At 69.6% G+C, this 22,064-nt stretch carries 13 protein-coding genes; 10 read left to right on the top strand and 3 right to left on the bottom strand.

All coding sequences use genetic code 11. From position 1 onward, the window contains the following. Nucleotides 1-56: 56 nt before the first annotated feature. Nucleotides 57-2,444 (bottom strand): ABC transporter permease, encoded by a 2,388-nt coding sequence (locus BHS09_RS18300; protein WP_237080417.1) that lies wholly within the window; start codon nt 2,442-2,444, stop codon nt 57-59. Nucleotides 2,445-2,807: 363 nt separating this feature from the next. On the opposite strand from BHS09_RS18300, the gene BHS09_RS18295 reads away from it, so the two are divergent. The 8 genes from BHS09_RS18295 (at nt 2,808) to mxcL (ending at nt 15,790) form a co-directional block, all read left to right on the top strand. Next, nucleotides 2,808-3,581, top strand: a complete 774-nt coding sequence (locus BHS09_RS18295; protein WP_140798456.1) for a 2,3-dihydro-2,3-dihydroxybenzoate dehydrogenase — start codon at nt 2,808-2,810, stop codon at nt 3,579-3,581. A 138-nt stretch (nt 3,582-3,719) separates the two neighbouring features. Next, the gene (gene dhbC / locus BHS09_RS18290; RefSeq protein ID WP_140791690.1) at nt 3,720-4,928 is read left to right on the top strand and encodes an isochorismate synthase DhbC; all 1,209 of its coding nucleotides are present in this window, start codon (nt 3,720-3,722) and stop codon (nt 4,926-4,928) included. Further along, complete coding sequence (locus BHS09_RS18285) at nt 4,925-6,571, top strand: (2,3-dihydroxybenzoyl)adenylate synthase (RefSeq protein ID WP_140798455.1); 1,647 nt, start codon at nt 4,925-4,927, stop codon at nt 6,569-6,571. Before dhbC ends, BHS09_RS18285 begins: the two co-directional genes overlap by 4 nt. 13 nt (nt 6,572-6,584) lie before the next feature. Then, nucleotides 6,585-7,484, top strand: coding sequence for an isochorismatase family protein (locus BHS09_RS18280; RefSeq protein WP_140798454.1), 900 nt, complete (start codon nt 6,585-6,587; stop codon nt 7,482-7,484). 60 nt (nt 7,485-7,544) lie between these two features. Next, a complete protein-coding gene (mxcG, locus tag BHS09_RS18275) occupies nt 7,545-11,885 on the top strand; it encodes a myxochelin non-ribosomal peptide synthetase MxcG (protein WP_140798453.1) in 4,341 nt (1,446 codons plus the stop codon). Continuing rightward, nucleotides 11,882-13,234, top strand: coding sequence for a class II 3-deoxy-7-phosphoheptulonate synthase (locus BHS09_RS18270; RefSeq protein WP_140798452.1), 1,353 nt, complete (start codon nt 11,882-11,884; stop codon nt 13,232-13,234). The genes mxcG and BHS09_RS18270 overlap by 4 nt, the downstream gene beginning before the upstream one ends. Before the next feature lie 16 nt (nt 13,235-13,250). Continuing rightward, nucleotides 13,251-14,477: a myxochelin export MFS transporter MxcK gene (mxcK, locus tag BHS09_RS18265; RefSeq protein WP_161604893.1), complete on the top strand. Its 1,227-nt coding sequence runs from the start codon at nt 13,251-13,253 to the stop codon at nt 14,475-14,477. Nucleotides 14,478-14,515: 38 nt separating this feature from the next. Beyond that, a complete protein-coding gene (mxcL, locus tag BHS09_RS18260) occupies nt 14,516-15,790 on the top strand; it encodes a myxochelin B biosynthesis transaminase MxcL (protein ID WP_140798450.1) in 1,275 nt (424 codons plus the stop codon). Here the strand turns inward: mxcL and BHS09_RS18255 are convergent. Then, entirely contained in the window at nt 15,787-16,602 is an 816-nt protein-coding gene (locus tag BHS09_RS18255) for a siderophore-interacting protein (protein ID WP_140798449.1), read from the bottom strand. The two genes, mxcL and BHS09_RS18255, sit on opposite strands and share 4 nt — an antisense overlap. 165 nt (nt 16,603-16,767) lie before the next feature. Next, nucleotides 16,768-18,690, bottom strand: coding sequence for a membrane dipeptidase (locus tag BHS09_RS18250; RefSeq protein WP_140791674.1), 1,923 nt, complete (start codon nt 18,688-18,690; stop codon nt 16,768-16,770). A 375-nt stretch (nt 18,691-19,065) separates the two neighbouring features. Between BHS09_RS18250 and BHS09_RS18245 the strand changes: the two genes are divergently transcribed. After that, a complete protein-coding gene (locus BHS09_RS18245) occupies nt 19,066-20,358 on the top strand; it encodes an ELWxxDGT repeat protein (RefSeq protein ID WP_140798448.1) in 1,293 nt (430 codons plus the stop codon). A 328-nt stretch (nt 20,359-20,686) separates the two neighbouring features. Further along, the gene (locus BHS09_RS18240; protein ID WP_237080416.1) at nt 20,687-22,024 is read left to right on the top strand and encodes an ELWxxDGT repeat protein; all 1,338 of its coding nucleotides are present in this window, start codon (nt 20,687-20,689) and stop codon (nt 22,022-22,024) included. Nucleotides 22,025-22,064 lie beyond the last annotated feature (40 nt).

Below are 22,064 nucleotides of genomic sequence, written 5' to 3'. Positions count from 1 at the left end.
CGCCAGGCAATGGTCCCCGTGCCTCGCGAGGCCATCACCTGAGCAAAGCACCCGGCTCAGTCGTCCGAACGCAGCGCCTCGTGCGGAGGCACGCGGGTGACGCGGCGCGCGGGCAGCCAGCTGGCCAGCAACGCCACCGCGGCGAGCAGCGCGGGCACGGCCGCGAAGGTGACGACGTCGAACGCGCTCACGCCATACAGAACACTGGACAGGCTGCGCGCGAGCACGGCGGCGCCGCCAATGCCCAGGACGACGCCGGCCACGGCCATCCGAAGCCCCTGCCCCACCACGCGCCACACCAGATGTTGCCCGGTCGCGCCCAATGCCATGCGGATGCCCAGCTCGCGCGTCCGCTGACTGACCGAATAGGACAACACGCCGTAGAGCCCCACGCCCGCGAGCACCAGCCCCAGCACCGCCAGGGCCACCAGCAGCGAACCCAGCACCTCCGTGTGGCCCAGGCTGGCGTCCACGACCGATTCCAGGGAGCGCACCGGGGCTCTCGGGAGCTCGGGGGCCACGGCGCGAAGCTGCTCGCGCAGTACCGGGGCCAGCGCGGCGGCGTCCTGCGAGGCACGCACGGTGAGCAGCATGTGCAGTCCCCAGAGCTGTCCCATGGGGACGAAGGCCTCGCTGGCCGGGGGCGCATCCAGGCTGTTGTGCTGGACGTCCCCCACCACGCCCACGATTTCGCGGAAGGACTCACCGTCGAGCACCAGTTGCACGCGCTGCCCCACCGCGCTCCGACCGGGGAAGTAGCGCCGGGCGAACGTCTCGTTCACCACGACCACCGGCGCGGTGCCCGCCCCATCCCAGGCTTCGATGGCGCGCCCTTCCTTCAGCGGGATGCCCAGGGTGTTGAAGTAGCCGTCGCTGGTGGTGCGGAAGTGGACCAACTCCCGGGAGTCCGCCTGTGATGCCGGCTCGCCCGGCAGCAGCACCGGAGCCAGGCCATTGCGTCCCCACAGGGGCACGGTGCTGGCCATGCCCGCGGACGTCACGCCCGGAAGCGCGCGCACCCGCTCCAGCACGCTGGAGAAGAGGGCCCGTTGGACGGCCTCATCCCGGTACCTCGCCGAAGGCAGGGAGAGGTCCACCACCGTGACGCCCTGGGGATTGAAGCCCAGCGGCACGGCGCTCAAGGCATGGAGGGTGCGAAGCATCAGGCCCGCGCCCACCAGCGGAATCAGAGCCAGAGCCACCTGCGCGACCACCAGCACCACGCGCCCGCCTTCGCCCCGCGTGGCCCCCGCGCCGCCTCGCAGCCCGCCCAGCGCGCCCCGCGCATCCGCGCGCGACACCCGCAGCGCGGGGACCAGGCCGAAGAGCAGGCTGGTCACCACCGAGAGAACCAGCGCGATGCCCAGGACATTCGGCTGCAGGCGAAGGGCCTCGGCGTCCACGAACTGAGGTGGCATGAGCGCGCGCAGCAGATCCATGCCCCACATCGCCAGGACCAGTCCGGCGGCGCCCCCCACGAGCGCCAGCATCCCGCTCTCCACCAGGAACTGCCGCACCAGCCGCCCTCGGCCCGCGCCCAGGGCGGCGCGCACCGACACCTCGCGCTCCCGCGCGGAAGCCCGGGCCAGCAACAGGTTGGCCACGTTGGCGCAGGCCACCAGCAGCACCAACGCCACTACGCCGGCCAGGAGCCACAGCCGCTCCTGGGAGCCCTCCACCACCTGTGTGTGCAACGGCACCAGCCGCACCCCAGCGGGCTCCTCCGTGAAGCCCGGCTCGCGCACCAGCGCGGCACCCAGGGCCGTCAGCTCCGTACGTGCCTGCTCCGCGGACACGCCTTCGCGCAGCCGCCCCACCACGCGCAGCCACACCCCTCCGGCCGACTCCTCCGCGGACAAGACCAACGGCTTCCACGCCTCCACGTCCGGTGCGAAGCGGAAGCCCGCGGGCAACACCCCCACCACCGTGTGGAGCTGGTCATCCACCATCAGCGCCTGTCCCACCACGTCCGGGCGGCCACCGAAGCGCCGCTGCCACAGCGCATGCGACAGGAGCAGGCCATTGGCGTTCATGTCCGCGTGGAAGTCCTGCCCTAGCAAGGGCCGCACGCCCAGGAGCGAGAACAAACCCGCTGTTGCCCGCCCCGCGCGCACCCGCTCCGACTCACCGTCACCCGCCAAGGTAATGTCGCGGATCGACAGCCCCTCCAATCCCTGGAACGCGAACGCACGCTCGCGCCATGCCTGGAGTGACTGCAGCGACACGCCCAGCCGCTCGCGCTGGGGCGTCGACTGGTACAGCGTCACCAGTTGCTCCGGCGCCCGGTACGGCAACGGCCGCAGCAGCACCTGGTACACCGCGCTGAAGACGGCGGTGGTGGCGCCAATGGCCAGCGCGAGCGTGGTGATGATGACCAGCGTGAAGGCGGCCTCGCGCCGCATGCGACGCAGGGACAATCGAACGTCCTGAAGAAGCTGGGACATGAAGGCCAGACTCCGCTGCAACTCCAACGCCATCAAACGTCGCGCCTGACACGGCCCTTGGCACACCCGGCTGGGGCGTGATTCGCGTTCGCCTGTGGCACGCGAAATCCCATCATCGGACAAGAGCCCGGACCTCTTCCAACGCGGCCAAAAGAAGCATGGCTCCGCGATGGAACCCGATGCGTGACAGCCCGACCGGGTGGCCATTGCAATATGCGTTACCGGCAATCCCTTACTTCCCTTCTTGACACCCCTGGCGCTGCGTGGCACATATCTGTGCCTACTCGATAATGAAAATCATTCTCATTATCCGATTGCAAGCCCAACAAGCGGGCGCAGGCATCCAGAAGGAGGAACAGGGACATGGGAACGCCCACCCGGGTGGCACTCGTCACAGGTGCCGCACAAGGTATTGGCGCGGCGGTGGCGCGTGCGCTGGCGGGTGATGCCCTCATCGCCGCGGTCGACACCAACGCGGACGGCCTGGGCTCCCTCGTGGCCGAGCTTCGGCAGAAGAATCAGCACGCGGTGGCCTACCCGGCCAGTGTGAGCAATGTCGCCGCGGTCGACGCTCTGGTGGAGCGCATCGAGCGGGAGCTGGGCCCCATCGAAGTGCTGGCCAACGTGGCGGGCGTCCTGCGCACGGGCCCCATCCTGTCCTTCAGCGACGAGGACTGGGCGTTCACCTTCTCCGTCAACACCCTGGGCGTGTTCCAGGTGTCCCGCGCCGTGGCCCGGCGCATGGTGCCCCGGCGCGGCGGCGTCATCGTCACCGTGGGCTCCAACGCCGCCGCCGTGCCCCGCACGCAGATGGCCGCGTACGCCGCCTCCAAGGCAGCCTCCAGCATGTTCACCAAGTGCCTGGGCCTGGAGCTGGCCCCGCACGGCATCCGATGCAACGTCGTGTCCCCCGGTTCCACGGACACCGCCATGCAGCGCGCGCTCTGGGCGGATGACTCCGGCGCACAGGCGGTGATTGCCGGCTCGCCCGAGGCCTATCGCCTGGGCATCCCGCTGCAACGCATCGCCACCCCCGAGGACATCGCCAACGCGGTGCGGTTCCTCGTCTCGGACTCGGCACGCCACATCACCCTGCACGACCTCCGCGTCGACGGGGGCGCGACGCTCGACGCCTGACCCCGCCCTCGCGCAGGCCCACGCCCGCCAAGAAGTTGAGAATGATTACTAGGATCCAACTCATAACCTGCCGCCGAGGCGCCGCCCTGTGGCGCCCTGTGCACGACGCCCGCTGAGCCGAAGGAACAGGAACACCCCATGGGACCGCAGACACTCGCCGCGCAGTTGCTCGAGAGCTACGAGGCTGGCTCTTCGTTCTTCTTCTCCACGCCGCGCCGCACGTTGCTGGCGCGCGGCACCTTCGCCACCGTGCCGCACCAGGGCGGCGCGGATGCCCTGGCGCGGCTCCCCGAGCGCGTGACGGCGGTGCTGAATGACGCGCGTCAGGCCGACCACGACATCCCCGTGGCGGTGGGCGCGGTGCCCTTCGACGGCTCGGTGCCCGCGCAGCTCGTGGTGCCGCTGACGCTCCAGCGCGCGGGGCCGCTGGTGTTCGACAAGGACGTTCCGGTGCAGCGGCCGCTCAGCACCAGCTACACGGTCCAGCCGGTGCCGGAGCCCGCCGCGTACCTGGACGGCGTCGCGCAGGCGCTGAAGCTGATGCAGAGCGGGCCGCTCCAGAAGGTGGTGCTGTCACGTTCGCTGCACCTCAACGCCGCCGCCCCCATCGACCTGCGGCAACTGCTGCGCAACCTCGCGCAGCGCAACCCATCGGGCTACACCTTCGCCGCCGACCTCCCCCAGCAGGATGGGACCAGCGGCGCGGAACTGCGCACGCTCATTGGCGCCAGCCCCGAGCTGCTCGTGTCCCGCTCTGGGTTCCAAGTGGTCGCCAATCCCCTGGCCGGCTCCGCGGCCCGCAGCGCGGATCCGCTGGAGGACCAGGAGCGCGCCGCCGCGCTGCTGAAGTCGCCCAAGGACCTGCACGAGCACGCGGTGGTCATCGACGCCGTCGCGGAGGCGCTGCGGCCGTATTGCAAGACGCTGCATGTGCCCGCCGGTCCGTCGCTCGTGAACACCGCCACCATGTGGCACCTGTCCAGCCGCATCACCGGTGAGCTGGCCGACCCTTCCATCTCCTCGCTGACGCTGGCGGCGGCCATGCACCCGACGCCCGCGGTGTGTGGCTACCCCACGCGGCTGGCCCACGAAGCGATTGGCTCCATCGAGCCCTTCGAGCGCGGCTACTACACCGGCACGGTGGGGTGGTGCGACGCCACGGGTGACGGCCAGTGGGCGGTGACCATCCGCTGCGCGGAGGCCAGTGAGCGCACCCTGCGCCTCTTCGCGGGTGCGGGCATCGTGGTGGGCTCCACGCCCGAGTCCGAGCTGGCGGAGACCGAGGCCAAGTTCCGCACCATGCTCCACGCCATGGGCCTGGGCCAGGGTGCCGGGGTGCAGTCATGACGTCCTCCGTCCTCCCCGGCTGCCCCACCTGGCCGGAGGCGTACGCCGCCCGCTACCGCGAGGCCGGCTACTGGCGCGGCGAGACGTTCGGCCAGCTCCTCCACGAGCGCGCCCAGCGTCACGGCGAGCGGACCGCGCTGGTGGCCGGTGAGCGCCGCCTCACCTACGCCGACCTGGACGCCCGCGTCAGCCAGCTGGCCGCCGGCTTCCATGCCCTGGGCATCCAGGCCCGGGACCGCGTGGTGGTGCAGCTGCCCAACGTGGCCGAGTTCTTCGAGGTCATCTTCGCCCTCTTCCGCCTGGGCGCGCTGCCGGTGTTCGCGCTGCCCGCGCACCGCTCGTCGGAGATTGGCTACTTCTGCGCCTTCACGGAGGCGGCGGCCTACGTCATCGCGGACAAGCAGGCCGGCTTCGACTACCGAACGCTGGCCGAGCAGGTGCGCACCACCTGCCCCACGCTGAAGCACGTCATCGTCGCCGGTGACGCGGGCCCCTTCACGGCGCTGAGCAGCCTGTACGCCGCGCCCACGGCGCTGCCGCCGGGGCCCGCGCCCAGCGACGTGGCCTTCTTCCAGCTCTCCGGCGGAAGCACGGGCGTGCCCAAGCTCATCCCGCGCACGCACGACGACTACATCTACAGCCTGCGCGGCAGCGTAGACATCTGCCAGCTCGACGAGACGAGCGTGTACCTGTGCGCGCTGCCCGCGGCGCACAACTTTCCGCTCAGCTCGCCGGGCGTGCTGGGCACCTTCTACGCGGGCGGCACGGCGGTGCTGGCGCCCAACCCCAGCCCGGACACAGTGTTCCCGCTCATCGAGCGCGAGCGCGTCACCATCACCGCGGTGGTGCCGCCGCTGGCCATGGTCTGGATGGACGCGGCCAAGACGCGCCGGCACCAGCTCGCCAGTCTGCGGGTGCTCCAGGTCGGTGGCGCGCGCCTCAGCACCGAGGCGGCCCAGCGCGTGAAGCCCACGTTGGGCTGCACGTTGCAGCAGGTGTTCGGCATGGCCGAGGGCCTGGTCAACTACACGCGCCTGGATGACCCCGAGGAGGTCATCGTCAGCACCCAGGGCCGGCCCATCTCCCCGGACGACGAAATCCGGGTGGTGGACGAGGACGGCGAAGACGTGGCGCCGGGCGAAACGGGCCAGTTGTTGACGCGCGGGCCGTACACCATCCGCGGCTACTACAAGGCGGAGGCCCACAACGCGAAGGCCTTCACTAACGACGGCTTCTATCACACCGGTGACGTGGTCCGCGTGACGCCCCAGGGCTACCTGGTGGTGGAGGGCCGCGCCAAGGATCAGATCAACCGGGGCGGAGACAAGGTCGCGGCCGAGGAGGTGGAGAACCACCTGCTGGCCCACCCCGACGTGCACGACGCCGCGGTGGTCGCCGTTCCGGACGCGTTCCTGGGCGAGCGCACCTGCGCCTTCGTCATCGCGCGAGGCACGCCGCCCGCGCCCAACGTCCTCACGGCCTTCCTGCGCCAGCGGGGCCTGGCCGCCTTCAAGATTCCCGACCGGGTCGAGTTCGTCGAGGCGTTCCCCAAGACGGGCGTCGGCAAGGTCAGCAAGAAGGCGCTGCGCGACGTGCTCGCCAGCGCTCCCTCCCCCACTCCGGTTTCGCGCGCGACGCGCTGAAAGGACCCACCCCATGGCGCTCCCCGCCATCGCTCCCTATCCCATGCCCGGCGCCGCCGACCTGCCGAAGAACAAGGTCACCTGGACGCCGGACCCCAGCCGCACCGTGCTGCTCATCCACGACATGCAGCGCTACTTCGTGGAGGCCTTCGCGCAGGGCCAGTCGCCCGTGACGGAGCTGGTCGCCAACATCCAAAGGCTGCGCCAGCACTGCACGGCGCTGGGCATCCCCGTCGTGTACTCGGCCCAGCCGGGTGGCCAGACGCCCGAGCAGCGCGGCCTGTTGCTGGACTTCTGGGGCGGCGGCATCAACGGCGGACCGGACCAGAAGCGCATCATCGACGCGCTGACGCCCGCCGAAGGCGAAATCCAGCTCACCAAGTGGCGCTACAGCGCGTTCCGCAAGACGGACCTGATGGAGCAGATGAAGAAGCTGGGCCGCGATCAGATCCTCATCTCCGGAATCTACGCGCACATCGGCTGCCTGCAGACGGCCAGCGACGCCTTCATGAGCGACGTGCGGCCCTTCCTGATTGCCGACGCGCTGGGTGACTTCTCCCTGGCGCACCACCAGCTCGCGCTGAGCTACGCGGCCCAACTGTGCGCCGTCACCACCACCACGCAGCAGGTGCTCGAAGCGCTGGGCCCCGTCGCCACGGCCAGCACGCTCACCCGCGAGCAGGTGCGCGCGGAAGTGGCGGAGCTGCTCCAGGAGTCGCCGGAGGCGCTGGGGGACGACGACAACCTGCTCGATCGCGGAATGGACTCCATCCGGCTGATGACGCTGGTGGAGAAATGGCGGGCCGCTGGCGCGGAGACAACCTTCGTGGAGCTGGCCGAACGGCCGACGCTCGCCGACTGGTTCACGCTGCTCTCCCTGGGCAACACGCCCGCTTCCCGGAACGCCGCGTAGCTCCGCGGTGCGCGAGTCACCTCGCGCCCCTGACGCATGAACACACGGGAGGCCCTGGCGATGGGCGAAACACACGAAGCAGGTTGGCCGCTGTCCGCGGCCCAGCATGGAATCTGGGTCGGCCAGCAGTTCGACCTCACGAGCGCCGTCTACAACGCGGGCGAGTGCATCGAGATCCGCGGGCCGCTCGTCGTGGAGCACTTCGAGTCCGCCTTGCGTCAGGCCATCGACGAGGCGGAGGCGCTCCACGCGCGCTTCGTCCCCGGTGCCTCCGGCCCCGTGCAGTTCGCGCAGCCCCGCGCGTCGTGGCAGTTACACGTCGCCGACGTCAGCCACACGCCCGCCCCTTGGACCGAGGCACAGGCCTGGATGCACGAGGACCTGACGCGCACGGTGGACCTGGGTCAGGGCCCGCTGTTCGCGGAAGCGCTGTTCAAGGCGGCGCCGGACCGTTACTTCTGGTTCCAGCGGGCCCACCACATCGCCTTGGACGGCTTCGGCTTCTCGCTGGTGGCCCGCCGCGTGGCGGACCTCTACACGGCCCGGGTGACGGGCAAGCCCGCAACGAACGGGTTCGGCTCCCTCCGTGCCGTCCTCGATGAGGACGCCGCCTACCAGGGGGGCGCGCAGCACGCCGCGGACCGCGCCTTCTGGGTGGAGCGCTTCACCCATGGGCCTACGCCAGTGACGCTCGCGGAGCCCGCGCAAATGTCGCCGCGGTTCGTGCGCCAGACGCGGCACCTGTCGCCCGCGGACCTGGAGTGGATGCAGGCCGCCGCGAAGCAGGCCGGGCTCACGTGGCCGGACCTGGTGCTCGCGGCGACGGCGGCCTGGCTGCACCAGCACACGGGTGCGCCCGAAGTCGTGCTGGGTCTGCCGGTGATGACGCGCCTGGGCTCAGCCGCAATCCGCGTGCCGTGCATGGCCATGAACATCGTGCCGCTGCGCGTCCCGGTGCGGCCCGACGCGGGCTTGTTCGCCATGGCCCGCGACGTAGCGGCGGAGCTGCGCGCCATGCGGCCGCACCTGCGCTACCGCTACGAGCAGCTTCGCCGCGACTTGAAGCGCGTGGGCGGCCAGCGGCGGCTCTTCGGCCCCGTGGTCAACATCATGCCGTTCGACTACGCCCTGCGCTTCGCGGGGATGCCGGCCTTCGCCCACAACCTCTCCGCGGGCCCCGTCGAGGACCTGTCCATCGGCATGTACGCCCGCTCCGACGGCAGCGGACTGCGCGTGGACTTCGACGCGAACCCCGCCTGCTACAGCCCCGACGTCCTGGACGCCCACCAGCAAGGCTTCCTCCAACTGCTGGAGTCACTGTTGGCCGCGCCCGAGCAGGCCGTGCGGGTGGCGCCTGCCCCCGCGCGGCCCTCCATCGCGGATGGCGGTCCCCTGCCGATTCCGCAACGGCCCGTGCTGGAGCTCTTCAAGGAGCAGGCGCGTGCGCGGCCGGATGCCATCGCGGTGGAACATGGCGAGCACCGCCTCACCTACGCGGCCCTGCTCCAGTCCGCCCAGGCGCTCGCGGAGCAGCTGCGGGCTGACGGCGCGCGGCCCGACACGCTGGTGGCCGTCTCCCTGCCGCGGAGCATCGACGCCATCGTGGCCACGCTGGGTGTCCTCTTCTCCGGCGCGGGATACCTCCCCGTGGACCCCTTTGGTCCAGAGTCCCGGACGAAGGCCATCCTGGATGACGCCGCGCCACGCCTGACAGTGAGCAGCGCCGTGAAGGACCTCACGGCCGGCATGCCTCCGCAGGCACCCGGGCAGCTCGCGGTGCACAGGCGCCCCGGCCCGGAGCAGCCGGCCACGGCGACCCAGCCGGGTGCGCCGCTGGCGTACGTCATCTACACCTCCGGCTCCACCGGCCAGCCCAACGGCGTGCAGATTGACCACGACGCCCTGGCCCACTTCGTTGCGGGCGCGACGTTCCGCTACGAGGTGGCGTCCGAAGACCGGGTGCTGCAGTTCGCGCCACTGCACTTCGATGCCAGCGTGGAGGAGATCTTCGTCTCCCTGTGCGCCGGCGCCACGCTGGTGCTGCGCACGGACGAGATGCTCCAGTCGGTGCCCCGGCTGCTCGAAGCCTGCGCCACCCATGGCATCACCCTGCTGGACCTGCCCACGGCCTTCTGGCACGAACTGGCTTACAGCGTGTCCACGGGCGCGGCCCGGCTGCCGCCCTCGCTGCGCACCGTCATCATCGGCGGTGAGGCCGCGCTGCCCGAGCGCGTCGCCCGCTGGCGGGCCTCCGCAGGTCCCCAGGTCCGGCTGCTCAACACCTACGGCCCCACCGAGGCCACCGTGGTGGCCACCGTCGCCACGCTCAGCGGTGGCCTCGACGAGACGCCCACCGGGGACGACGTGCCCATTGGCCGCCCCCTGCCGGGCGTGCGCGCGGTGATTGCCGACGCGCAGGGCCGTATCGTCCCCACGGGTGAGGAAGGCGAGCTCCACCTGCTGGGCGGCGCGCTCGCCCGGGGCTACCTGGGCCGCGAGGCGCTGACGGCCACGCGCTTCATCACGCTCGACGCCCTGCCGGGAAGCCCCCGCGCCTACCGCACGGGTGACAAGGCCCGGCTGCGCGAGGACGGCCAGATTGTCTTCGTGGGCCGCGTCGACGACGAGTTCAAGATCAGCGGCCACCGCATCGACCCGTCCGAGGTCGAAACGGCGCTGCTCGGCCACTCGGGCGTGCGCGAGGCGGCCGTCGTCGGACAGGTGCTCCCCAGCGGCTCGCGCCGGCTGTGCGCGCACGTCGTCACCACGCAGCCCGCGCCCACCGTGGCGGAGCTGCGGCAGCACCTGCTGGACAGCCTGCCTGCCCCCATGGTGCCCGGCACGTTCGTGTTCGCGGAGCGGCTGCCACGCACCAGCACCGGCAAGCTGGACCGCGCCGAGCTGCGCCGCCTGCTGCCCACCGAGGAGGTCGCGACCACGACGGCGGGCACCACGGCCCTGGAGCGCGTGGTGATGAAGGTCTGGGAAGAGGTCCTGGGCGTGACGACGACGTCCGCGCAGGATGACTTCTTCGACCTGGGCGGCCAGTCGCTCCAGAGCATCCAGGTCGCCAACCGGCTCAGCATCGAGCTGGGCCGCGAGATTCCCGTCGCCACCGTCTTCCGCTACCCGACGGCGGCCGGACTGGCCCAGGCACTGGAGCAAGGCACCGACGGCGCCTCTGACGCCGGGGGCCTCACCGAGAGCATGCTCGCCGACGCCGTGCTGTCTGAGGACGTCGTCCCCAAGCTCACGGTGCAGGCCGCCGAATCTCCACGGATGCGTCAAGTCGTCCTCACCGGCGCCACCGGCTTCGTCGGGGCGCACCTGCTCCACCAACTCCTGCGCCAGACGGACGCGCGCGTGGTGTGTCTGGTCCGCGCTCGCGACGAGGCTCACGCCCTGGAGCGCATCCAGGCCGCGCTGGCGTCCCAGCAGCTCTCCCCCGAACACCTGACGGAGCGCGTGGTGGCGCTGCCCTCGGACCTCACCCAGCCCTGGCTGGGCCTGAGTCAGGCGCGCTTCCACGGGCTGGCCTCGGAGTGTGACGCCGTCATCCACAACGCCGCCGTGGTCAGCGTGGTGCGCGAATACGGCAGCCTCCAGGCCGTGAATGTGCGGGGTACCCGCGAGCTGCTGCGCCTGGCCGCCGCGGTCCGCGCCAAGCCCTTCCACTACGTCTCCACTCTGGCCGTGGCGCCGCAGACGGACCTCAGCCCCGACGTCCCGGAGGCCTTCGTGCCCGCGCACCCGGGCCTGCGCGACGGCTACCAGCAGAGCAAGTGGATTGCCGAGCGGCTCGTCGAACAGGCCGGAGCGCGCGGCCTTCCCGTGGCCGTTTACCGGCTGGGCCGCGTGGTGGGTGCGCCCGACAGCGCCATCGTCAACCCGCAGGACCTGGTGTGGCGCATCCTGCTGGCCGGCATCCCCGTGGGCGCGCTGCCCCAGCTCGACGTCGCCGAGGTGTGGACGCCCGTGGACTACGTGGCGGGAGCCATTGTCCGCATGGCACGCGACGCCCGCCCACCCACGGTGTTCAACCTGTGTCCCACGCCCGAGGTGAAGCTCCGTGAGCTGTTCGCGTGGGTCCGTGACTATGGCTACCCCGTGGAGCACTGCCCCGTGGGTGAGTGGCGCCACCGCGTGGCCGAGCGCGCTGGCACCGGGGAGAACCAATCCACGCTCGCCTTTTTCGACCTGCGCTCGGGCACGGACGTGCCCGCGTTTGGCCTGGGCCCCATCCGTTGTGAGCGGGTCCATCAAGCGCTCGAGGGAACGGGCATCACCTGCCCGCCCACGGACCGTGCGCTGCTGTACCGATACCTCGATTACTGCATTGCGCGGGGCCTGCTGCCGCCCGTGCCCGCAACCCGCCTGCCAACCGAAACGGCACTCCCGTGACGAACCCCACCTGGACGCCAGACTCCTGGCGGCACAAGCCCGTCAAGTACATGCCGGAGGACTATCCGGACGCGCAGGCCCTGGCCCAGACCGAGGCCGAGCTGTCCCGCCTGCCTCCACTCGTCTTCGCGGATGAGACGCGCCGACTCACCTCCCGGCTCGCCATGGTCGCCGAAGGCAAAGCCATCCTGCTGCAAGGCGGCGACTGCGCGGAGAGCTTCAAGGAGTTCACCACCGACAACATCCGGGACACCTACCGGCTGCTGCTGCAGATGGCCATGGTGCTGACCTTCGCCGGCAACCGTCCGGTGGTGAAGGTGGGCCGCATCGCCGGGCAGTTCGCCAAGCCGCGCTCCAGCCCCATGGAGACGCTGGACGGCGTCACCCTGCCCAGCTACCGCGGGGACATCATCAACGGCATGGAGTTCGACGCCCAAGCGCGAACGCCAGACCCGCGCCGGCTGCTCAAGGCCTATCACCAGTCCTCCGCCACGCTGAACCTGCTGCGCGCCTTCGCCCAGCGCGGCTACGAGGAGCTCGCCGAGCCCCAGCGCTGGCCCCAAGGCGGCATCAACCGCTTGCTGGCGGACCGCATCCTCGAATCCCTGTCGTTCATGCGGGCGCTGGGTGTCGGCCCGGAGCCTCGCAGCAGCTCCAATGCCATCGACTTCTTCACCAGCCACGAAGCCCTGCTCCTCAACGTGGAGGAGGCCATGACGCGCGCCGAGCCCGACGGCAGCGGCTGGTACGACGCGTCCGCGCACATGCTGTGGATTGGCGAGCGCACCCGCCAGCTCGACGGTGGCCACGTGGAGTTCATGCGCGGCATCCAGAACCCCATTGGCATCAAGTGTGGCCCCACCATGGAGCCCGACGAAGTGCTCCGGCTGATGGACCTCCTCAATCCCCAGGGCATCCCGGGCCGTATCACCCTCATCGGACGCTTCGGCGCGGACCTGGTCGCGGAGCGGCTGCCCCGGCTCATGGCCGCCACCCGCCGGGACGGGCGTCCCGTCATCTGGTCCATCGACCCGATGCATGGCAACACCCACAAGGCCGGCAATGGCTACAAGACGCGCTCCTTCGACCGCATCCTCACGGAGGTGTGTGGCTTCATGGACGCGGCCGCAGCGGAGGGCGTCCACCCGGGTGGTCTGCACCTGGAGATGACCGGGCAGAACGTCACCGAATGCCTGGGCGGTCCCCAGCCCGTGACGGAAGACGACCTCTCCAGCCGCTACCACACCCACTGCGATCCGCGGCTCAACGCGGACCAGGCCCTTCAGTTGGCCTTCCTGGTCGCCGAATCCATGCCGTCCCTTCGCACGCACGAAGCCCGTGCGGCTTGAATCGCAGGAGCCTTTCGTGACCGCCTCGTTCTCACCGCGACAGGAGCGTCTGCTCATCCTGCTGCTGGCGGGCGTGCAGTTCACCCACCTGCTGGACTTCATGATCGTCCTGCCGTTGGGTCCGGAGTTCATGCGGCTGTTCAGTCTGTCAGCCGCGCAGTTCGGAACGTTGGTGTCCTCCTACACGTTGGCTTCCGCCGCCATGGGCGTGCTGGGGCTCGCGTGGGTCGACAGGTTTGGCCGCAGAAGCACGTTGCTGGTCATCCTGGGGGGGTTCATCACGGCCACGCTGGCCTGCGGCGCGGCGCAGAGCCACGCGTGGCTGCTGGTGGCCCGGAGCATCGCTGGAGGATGCGCGGGCCTCATGGGCGCGGTCATCATGTCCATCATCGCGGACACCATCCCCGGTGAGCGCCGGGGCCGGGCCATTGGCACGGTGATGTCATCGCTCGGGCTGTCCGCGGTGGCGGGTGTTCCGCTGAGCCTGGGCATGGCCAACCTGCTCGGCTGGCGCGCGCCCTTCTGGGCCATTGGCATCCTTGGGGCGCTCCTGTGGTTCGGGCTGTTCGCCGTGCTTCCGCGGCTGGATGCGCACGTCGCCACGGGTTCGGAGCGTCAGGCGCCTGCCGTCACGGCGCTCTTCACGCCGGGCTTCGCGCTGGGCTGGCTGCTGACGTTCAGCGTCGCCTTCTCCAGCTTCTTGCTGATTCCGTACCTGAGCGCGTTCATGGTCGGGAACCTCGGGCTGAAGCAGACCGACCTGCCCTGGGTGTACCTGGCTGGCGGCGCCGCCACGCTGCTCGCGGCGCGTCAGGTGGGCCGCTGGGTGGACCGGTTCGGCCCCGCCCGGGTGCTCGGGCTGCTGCTGGTGGGCACCATGGTGCCGCACCTGGGCTTCACACACCTTCCCGCCTCTCCGCTGCCGGTGGTGATGGTCGCCTTCGTCCTCTTCATGTCCCTGACGTCCACGCGGCCCATCCCCACCATCGCGTTGATCTCCGCGAAGGTGCCGCCACCGCTGCGCGGGCGATACATGGCCATGAACATGGCCGCCAGTGACGGCGCCTCCGGGCTCGCGGCGTGGGCCAGCGGCCTGATGCTGGCCACCACGCCTGGCGGTGAGCTGGTGGGCTTCGGGCTGGCCGGATGGCTCGCCGTGGGCGTCACCACCGTCTCGCTCTTCATCCTCTGGACCTTTGGCCGTAGCGCCGTCCCGCTCAACGCGGCGCCCACGCCTCGATGAATCGCAGTCTCCGTCTCGACACACAGAAGGAAACGTCCATGGACACTCCCGTCAAGAAGCACCCTTCCCTGCCTCGTCCCATCCAGGGCGAGCTGAAGCTCGACCGTTCCAACCAGCTCCTCGCCGAAGCGCGGCGGCTGGTCCCCGGCGTCACGCAGTCCATGATGAAGCGCCCGGAGATGTTCGCGCTCGGCGCCTTCCCCGTGTTCCTGGCCAAGGGCAAGGGAGCGCTGGTGGAGGACGTGGACGGCCAGGAGTACATCGACTTCATCGGCGGCCTGGGTGCCAACATGCTGGGCCACAATGACCCGGCCGTGGTGAACGCCATCCGGGAGCACCTGGAGGAAGGTGTCCTCCACTCGCTGCCCACGCCCGTGGAGGTCTCCGCCGCCCAGACGCTGGTGGACCTCATCCCCGGCGCGGAGATGGCGCGCTTCTTCAAGACGGGCGCGGATGCCACGTCCGCCGCCGTGCGCCTGGCGCGCCACATCACCGGCAAGCAGAAGATCATCACCGTCGGCTACAACGGCTGGCACGACCACTTCATGTTCGACACGCCGGGCGTCCCGGCCGCGCTGGCGGCGCTGACCATCCGGATGCCACTCTTCACGCCCCCGGACGAGCCGGCCCTGCTGGCCACCATCGAGAAGAACGCCAGCGAGCTCGCCCTGGTGCTGCTGTCGGTGCCCTACAACCGGCCCCTCACCCCGGCCTTCCTGCGGCAGGTGCGCGCCACGTGCACCGCGAACAACGTCCTGTTCGCCCTGGACGAGGTCGTCACCGGCTTCCGGCTCGCCGTGGGCGGCGCCCAGGAGTTCTTCGACGTCCGCGCGGACTTCGTCACCCTGTCCAAGAGCATCGCCGGGGGCATGCCGCTGTCGGCCATCGCCGGGCCAGAGAAGTACCTGAGCCGCCTGAGCGAGCTCCAGGTGTCCACCACCTTCGGCGGTGAGCTGCTGTCGCTGTACGTGTGCGAGGCGGTGCTGAAGGGCTACCGGGATGGCGCCTACATCCAGCACCTGGCCCGTCTGGGCCGCAAGCTGCGCGAGGGCGTCAACGCCCAGGCGGAGGCCGCGGGTTCGTCGCTGCGCGTGATTGGCTACGACGCGATTCCCTTCTTCCTGTTCGCCAAGGACCCGGCGGAGCACGCGAAGCAGATGCAGCCCTTCCAGGCGGGCATGGCCCGCCGGGGCATCCTGCTGCGCCGCGACGTCACCTTCCTCAGCACGGCGCACACGGAGGAGCAGATTGACTACGCCATCGAGATGACGGGCGAAGTGCTCCGCTCCCTCGCGAAGCCGGCGGCGGCCTAGCCCTTCGCGTCGTGGTGGTCCGAGGTGCCGCGCTTCCAATAGCCCGTCACCCGGACCCAGCTCTTGTTGGCGCCACGCTCGTTGATGAGGTGGTCCTTGATGGGGCGCACGGTGTGCGCCTCACCCGCCACCCAGGCGAAGTAGTCCCCCGCGGGGAACTCCAGCCTGCGGATGGCCTGCTGCAGCACGTCCGAGTGCCCCGCCTCCACGCCGTTGCGGTGAAGCCACGTCACTGTCGCGTTGGCGCGGGTGGTGAACTGCTGCTCCTCGGACGCATCCGGGACTTCGCAGAACACGATGGCGCGCGTCCCCTCCGGCAGCTCCTCCAGGATGCGGCCAATGGCGGGCAGCGCCGACGGATCGCCCGCGAGCAGGTACCAGCTGAAGTCCTGCGCCACGAACGTGGAGCCGCGCGGTCCACCGACGGCCAGCAGGTCACCGACCTGCGCCTTGCTGGCCCACGTCGTCGCGGGCCCCGTGCCGTGCACCACGAAGTCGATGTCCAGCTCGCCCGCCGCGGCGTCGTACCGGCGCGGCGTGTAGTCACGCGCGTCCGGCTTGCGCTCGCCTTCCTTCAGCACCAACCCCGTGGGCGTCACCGTGGGGATGACAGGCATGCGCTTGCCCTCCTCCGGGAACAGCAGCTTCACATGGTCGTCCGCGCCAGGGCTGTAGAAGCCCTCCAGGTCCTCGCCCGCCAGGGTGATGCGGACCATCTGCGGCGACACCCGCGTCACCCGCTTCACCTCCAAGAGGCGGAACTTCACGGGGAACGGTCCCCGCCGATAGACACGCTCAGTCGTCGTCGTCACGAATGCTCCAGGTATCGATATTGACTATCATTTTCGATACCATGAAGCCCCCAGTCGGGCAACGAATGAAGGAGCCCCGCGGTGGCCGCCGCTCAGCGAGCGGCCAGCCGCGGGGACGACTGGCGTGTCGGCGGATACGCCCCACTCACCTGCCAGGAAACGACCTCAGCCGCAGGTCAGGGTCCAGCGGCAGTTGTTGGACAGACACTCCCGGGCGCTGCCGCAGATGGCGCCCTTCGCCTTCTTGTTCTGACACTTGCCGGCGTTGAGCCCCCAGCCGCAGTACTGGGTGCTGGCGCAGTGGCTGTCGTTGGAGCAGGTGGAGCTGGTCGGATACTGGGCCGCGCGGGTCTCCTTCGGCACGTAGGCCGCCACACCGCTGGTGTCGATGTTCGCCGCGCTGTCCGCCATGCCGGTGCGCGTACCGGTGGCCCGCTCCCACATGCGGATGAACGTCTCGGACGAACCCTCCAGGCCCGTGGTGTTGACGCCGAGCTGCTTCAGGTCACGCACCACGTCCGGCAGCAGGCCTACGTGGGCCAGGCCGTAGTTGTCGAAGTCCGTGCCCAGCGGCGGCGGGCCAGCGGTGAGCTGTTGCTGGGCCTGGAACGCCGCCTCCGCGGCGAAGCCGGCCGAGCAGGCGCCGTGGGGGCCGAACCGCGGGCGGGTCTGCTGGATGAAGCCGTTGAGGTCCGCGCCGAAGCCCATGTTCACCTTGAGGCCCAGGCGGCCGAACTCGTAGGCCTGCGCCAGCGAGCGCGTGGAGCCCTGGCAGTTGTTGGCGACCGGCGTGCGGGTGTAGTCGCGCGTCTCGTCGTGCGCGGTGCGCAGGCCGAACATGCCGCCCGTCTGGCGCAGGTAGCGGATGATGGACGCGGGCGTCGTCTTCTCGTTGGCGGCGAGCCCCGGGTGCATCACCTCACGGAAGTGACCGTGGGAGATGTACATGGGGTAGTAGTTGCGGCTCTGGGCGATGGCGAACGTGTCGTCCACGGAGCGCTCGGACATGTGCGCCACGTCGACGAGCATGCCCTTGTTCATCATCTCGGCGACCAGCGCCCGGCCCTCGGTCGTCAGGCCCTTGGTGTTCTTGCAGTTCGCGTCCACGTCGAAGCCCAGCGTGAAGCCGTTGCCCGTGAGGGCGCAGTCGGTGTCCACGTGGCAGTTCTCCAGGAACTGCGAGACCTGGAAGATGGCGTTGTGGGGCGCCGCGCCGCCGAAACGGTTGTCCAGCTGGTGCACCGGCTGGATGGAGCGCACGCCCAGCGAGTAGACGCGGTTGAGCTCGGACTGCCAGTTCTTGGTGCCGAACAGCTTGCTCGACTCGATGGAGAGCACCATGGCCAGCTTGCCGGAGGCGATGATCTGCCGCGCGTGCGCCGGCGATAGCGCGATCTCCGCCCACGGCGTGCGAGCGTCGAAGTCACGCGCCATCTGCAACTGCACGTCCACGTCCACCATCTCGTCACATGGACGCTTGATGTTCTGGTACGGCAACGCCCTGCAGAGGAACTCGTTGCTCACCAGGGAGATGGTGACCAGGGACATGCCACCCTGATGCGCCTGCTGCAGCCAGCCCTCCCAGGCCTGCTGATGCGCGATGGTGTCCCAGCGCGGCCACTGCGTGGGCACGCTCATCCGGCCCAGGTGGAGACCGGTGTCGCCCTCCGTCCCTTCGACCTCGCCGATGATTTCCGACGCCACCGCGCCGCCCACCCCGAACATCTGCGACAGCACCGGCACGCCGCTCAGATTGATTCCGCCCGCGTTGGGGCACACGTTGAGCATGGAGCTCAGGTCCATGCGAACGCGCGCGTGGTCGCTCTCCGGCAAGCCCCCGTCACAGCTCACCAGGGAGCCGTTGTGCTTGCCGTGGAACCAACCACCGCTGAACGCCTCCTCGGCGAACATGTGGTGGTGCATCTCCGCGAAGCCCGGAACCGAAACGGGCTGTGCGACTTCGCCCGTCGCGGACTCCTCGACAAGCAAGTCTTCATCCGTGGGTTGGCACCCCTGGCTCAGCGCCATGACGGACATGAGGGAGAGGGACAGGAAACGCCGTGGGGCTGATCCGATACATCGCTGCATACAGTGCACCTTTCCGGTACCGCGGGGAGGTGCTCTCGGAGTACCAGGAGTGTGTCCTGTTTTTCAATGTTTCCAACTTTTTCTTGGGAAGTGAAACGGACAGGTGTCACACCGGTGTGAAGCGTCACGTTACAAACGGCGTTCAGGGCCCGTGGGCAGGTGGGGCAAGCCCCCACCATTCACAGATTGACGCTCCAAGATGGTCTCGACCTCACGGAGCCGCTGATGACGAAGTCCTGGCGTGCGTTCCCGGTACTGCTGCCCCTTCTGGCTGCCTGTGAGGCACCACCGGTGGACGACACACTCCCATCATCCGATGAAGCGTCCGCACGGCGGCCCGCGGACCACCGAACATGGGAGCCCTGCGGGAACAGCGTGCGCAGGCTCGCGGACATCCACCCCGGCCCCGAAGACGCAGCCATCCAGGAACGCCTTCACGGTGATGGCTTGCTCTTCTTCACTGCGGATGACGGTCAACACGGCGCCGAGCTGTGGACGAGCAGCGGCACGCAGGGCGAAGGAACCCGGCTGCTCCGGGACATCGCGCCGGGACCGGAGGGCTCCAATCCCACCGACCTCACACGCGTGGGAGACCGGCTCTTCTTCATCGCGGACGATGGCGTGAATGGTCGCGCCCTGTGGACCTGCGACGGCACGTCCGAAGGTACGTCCCTGGTGAAGCGCGTGCTTCCCATTGGCGCCAGTCTGGGAGATGGGCAGACGCTGGTCGCGTACCAGGGCCGGCTCTACTTCTCCGCCGCCGCGCCGGGTGGCGCGCACGGCAACGAGCTGTGGACCAGCGATGGCACGGACGCCGGCACCCATGAGGTCGCGGACCTCGTCCCAGGCGAGGACAGTTCCTTCCCTCGCCGCTTCGCCATTCACGACGGCTCGCTCTACTTCGTCATCAGCGTGGGCGAAGAGAACTGGCTCGTGCGCAGCGAAGGCGGCGCGGCCTTCACGCCCCTCCTCAAGGTCTTCGAGGACACTGTCATCTTCCGCATGAAGTCCGTGGGCGAAAGGCTCTTCTTCCTGGTGGACCCCGACGAAGGCGAGGCCACGCTCTACGTCACTGACGGCATGGCGGAGGGCACACGCCGCCTGCGCTTCTTTCCGGGCCGGTACCCGCACGACCTGGTGGCGTTCCAGGGCCGGCTCTATTTCAGCGCGGGCTCGGACGCGCCGGAGGGCGAGGAACTGTGGGTCAGCAACGGCACGGTGTCCGGCACGCGGCGGGTGAAGGACCTCCGGCCTGGAGCGGAGGGCTCGGCGCCGGCGTCCCTGACCGTGCTCGGAGACCACCTCTACTTCGCGGCGGATGACGGCCGGCACGGCCGCGAGCTGTGGGTGAGCGATGGCACGTCGGGAGGAACGAAGCTCTTCGCGGACCTGGTGCCCGGGATGGAGGGCGCCTCTCCCACCGAGCTGACTGCCATCCAGGGCTGGCTCTTCTTCGGCGCGACGACGGGGCAGGGCGCGGAGCCCTGGGTGAGCAACGGCACTGTGTCCAGCACCCGGAAGCTCGACGCGGGGACAGCGCGAGACCCACGCGCCTTCATCCGCTCCGGCTGGGACGTGTTCTTCACCGCCGAGGATGTAGCCAGCGGGCGCGAGCTCTACGCCCTGCCCTTCCGTCCCGCCAACGAGTGCATTCAGACGAAACCCTGAGCCCGCACGGAGATGGCGTTCGCCCCCGTCTGGCTTTGGTGAACAGGTGCCGCGCGTAATCGAGGACGCCCCCTGGCGGTGGCGCTTCGCCACGCATACCGATGGCGAGGGGCCGGCCACCCGAGATCGAGGGGGAACATTCATGCGTGCATGGCGTTTGTTGGTGGGAGTCTGTTTGTTGGCAATGGGATGCGGGGAATCCCTCACGGAGGAACCACTCTCGGGCACTGACGCACCCGAGACGGTCTCGGCTCAATGGGAAAACAGGCATCCCGAGCTCGGCCCGGCTTCTCTCCTGAAGGACATCTACCCGCCGCCCGAGGACCCGGTGCCTGGCCCATTCGGCGGCCCCACGCCCACGGACCTGACGTCCTTCCGGGGTCGGCTCTTCTTCTCCGCTTTTGACTTCGAGGCAGGCAAGGGCGCCCTGTGGCGCAGCGAAGGAACGACCGCGAGCACCGTGCCGGTGAAGCACCTGGTGGACCCGCCCGGACGGCTGACGGTGGTGGACAAGAAGCTCTTCTTCACGGGGGGCTTCAGCGAGGAGCACGGCGCCGAGCTGTGGGTGAGCGATGGCACGACCGCTGGCACGCGTCTGATCAAGAACCTCCGCCCGGATTCCGGCTACACCATCCTGGAGAACTTCATCGCGGTGGCTGACACCCTCTTCTTCTTCCGGGTGGTCCGCCCGGCCATCATCGCCTCCGGCAACGTGGAGCTCTGGCGCAGCAACGGCACCTCCGCGGGCACGGTGCGCGTGAAGAACCTGGGTCCAGAGGAGGCCGTGAACGGTCCCCTGGACGTGGCGAGCGTGGGCAACCGCCTCTTCATGAGTCTCGGCATGCCTGAGACGGGCACGGAGTTGTGGGTCAGCGACGGCACCTCCGCGGGAACCCGCCTGGTGAAAGACATCCTCCCGGGCACGGGGTCGTCATTTCCGCGGAATCTGACTGCCGCAGCGGGCATTCTCTACTTCTCCGCCAACGACGGCGAGCACGGACGCGAACTGTGGCGCAGTGACGGCACGGCCCGGGGCACGGAGCTCGTCGAGGACACCCGGCCTGGACCCGAGGGTTCGGAGGCGCAGCCCATCACCGTCTTCAAGAAGCGCCTCTACTTCGCGACGTTCACCCCTGGCTACACGGCGACCGACCTCCGCAAGTTGGATCCAGACCCGACTTGCCACCCGCGCTCGAACCGTGTCGCGACCATCCCCAACCCGTACGCGAACTCACCGCGCGAGTTCTTCATCTTCGTGTCCTCGTTCACGGCGACCGATCGAAAGCTCTACTTCACGCTCTTCTACGATGTCGGGAGTCCCGCCCCGTTCGATGTCCAGCTGTGGAGGACGGATGGCACCACGCAGGGCACGAAGCTGCTGCACCAACCGCTCATCGTCTCCCCGGACCTGCGAGTGCCCACGCCCGTTCCCACGGATGACGGCCGAGTCGTCCTCTACGCCTACGACACGGCCCACGGCCACGAGCTATGGGTGAGCAACGGGCAACCAGGAGGCACCCGGTTGCTCCAGGACATCCTCCCCGGGCCCGCATCCTCCTATCCGCAGGACCTGCTCCGCGCGGGCGACTTCATCTACTTCACCGCTCAAGATGCGGTGCACGGGCGGGAGATCTGGGTGCTGCCCGTTCCTCCGGACAGGATGTGACTTCCAGCGCAGGTGATGAGCGTGTCTGCCTCATCACCTG

This window comes from Myxococcus xanthus, from assembly GCF_006402735.1.
Taxonomy (GTDB): Bacteria; Myxococcota; Myxococcia; order Myxococcales; family Myxococcaceae; genus Myxococcus; species Myxococcus xanthus_A.
The sequence above is the reverse complement of the archived record's forward strand: the minus strand, read 5'-3'. Positions and strand labels throughout refer to the sequence as shown.

Bases quoted from the DNA above. Each gene is read 5' to 3' on its own strand.
- BHS09_RS18285 (WP_140798455.1), top strand. From the start codon at position 4,925: ATGACGTCCTCCGTCCTCCCCGGCTGCCCCACCTGGCCGGAGGCGTAC.
- dhbC (WP_140791690.1), top strand. From the start codon at position 3,720: ATGGGACCGCAGACACTCGCCGCGCAGTTGCTCGAGAGCTACGAGGCT.
- BHS09_RS18280 (WP_140798454.1), top strand. From the start codon at position 6,585: ATGGCGCTCCCCGCCATCGCTCCCTATCCCATGCCCGGCGCCGCCGAC.
- BHS09_RS18295 (WP_140798456.1), top strand. From the start codon at position 2,808: ATGGGAACGCCCACCCGGGTGGCACTCGTCACAGGTGCCGCACAAGGT.
- BHS09_RS18300 (WP_237080417.1), bottom strand. From the start codon at position 2,444: ATGTCCCAGCTTCTTCAGGACGTTCGATTGTCCCTGCGTCGCATGCGG.
- BHS09_RS18250 (WP_140791674.1), bottom strand. From the start codon at position 18,690: ATGCAGCGATGTATCGGATCAGCCCCACGGCGTTTCCTGTCCCTCTCC.
- mxcG (WP_140798453.1), top strand. From the start codon at position 7,545: ATGGGCGAAACACACGAAGCAGGTTGGCCGCTGTCCGCGGCCCAGCAT.
- mxcL (WP_140798450.1), top strand. From the start codon at position 14,516: ATGGACACTCCCGTCAAGAAGCACCCTTCCCTGCCTCGTCCCATCCAG.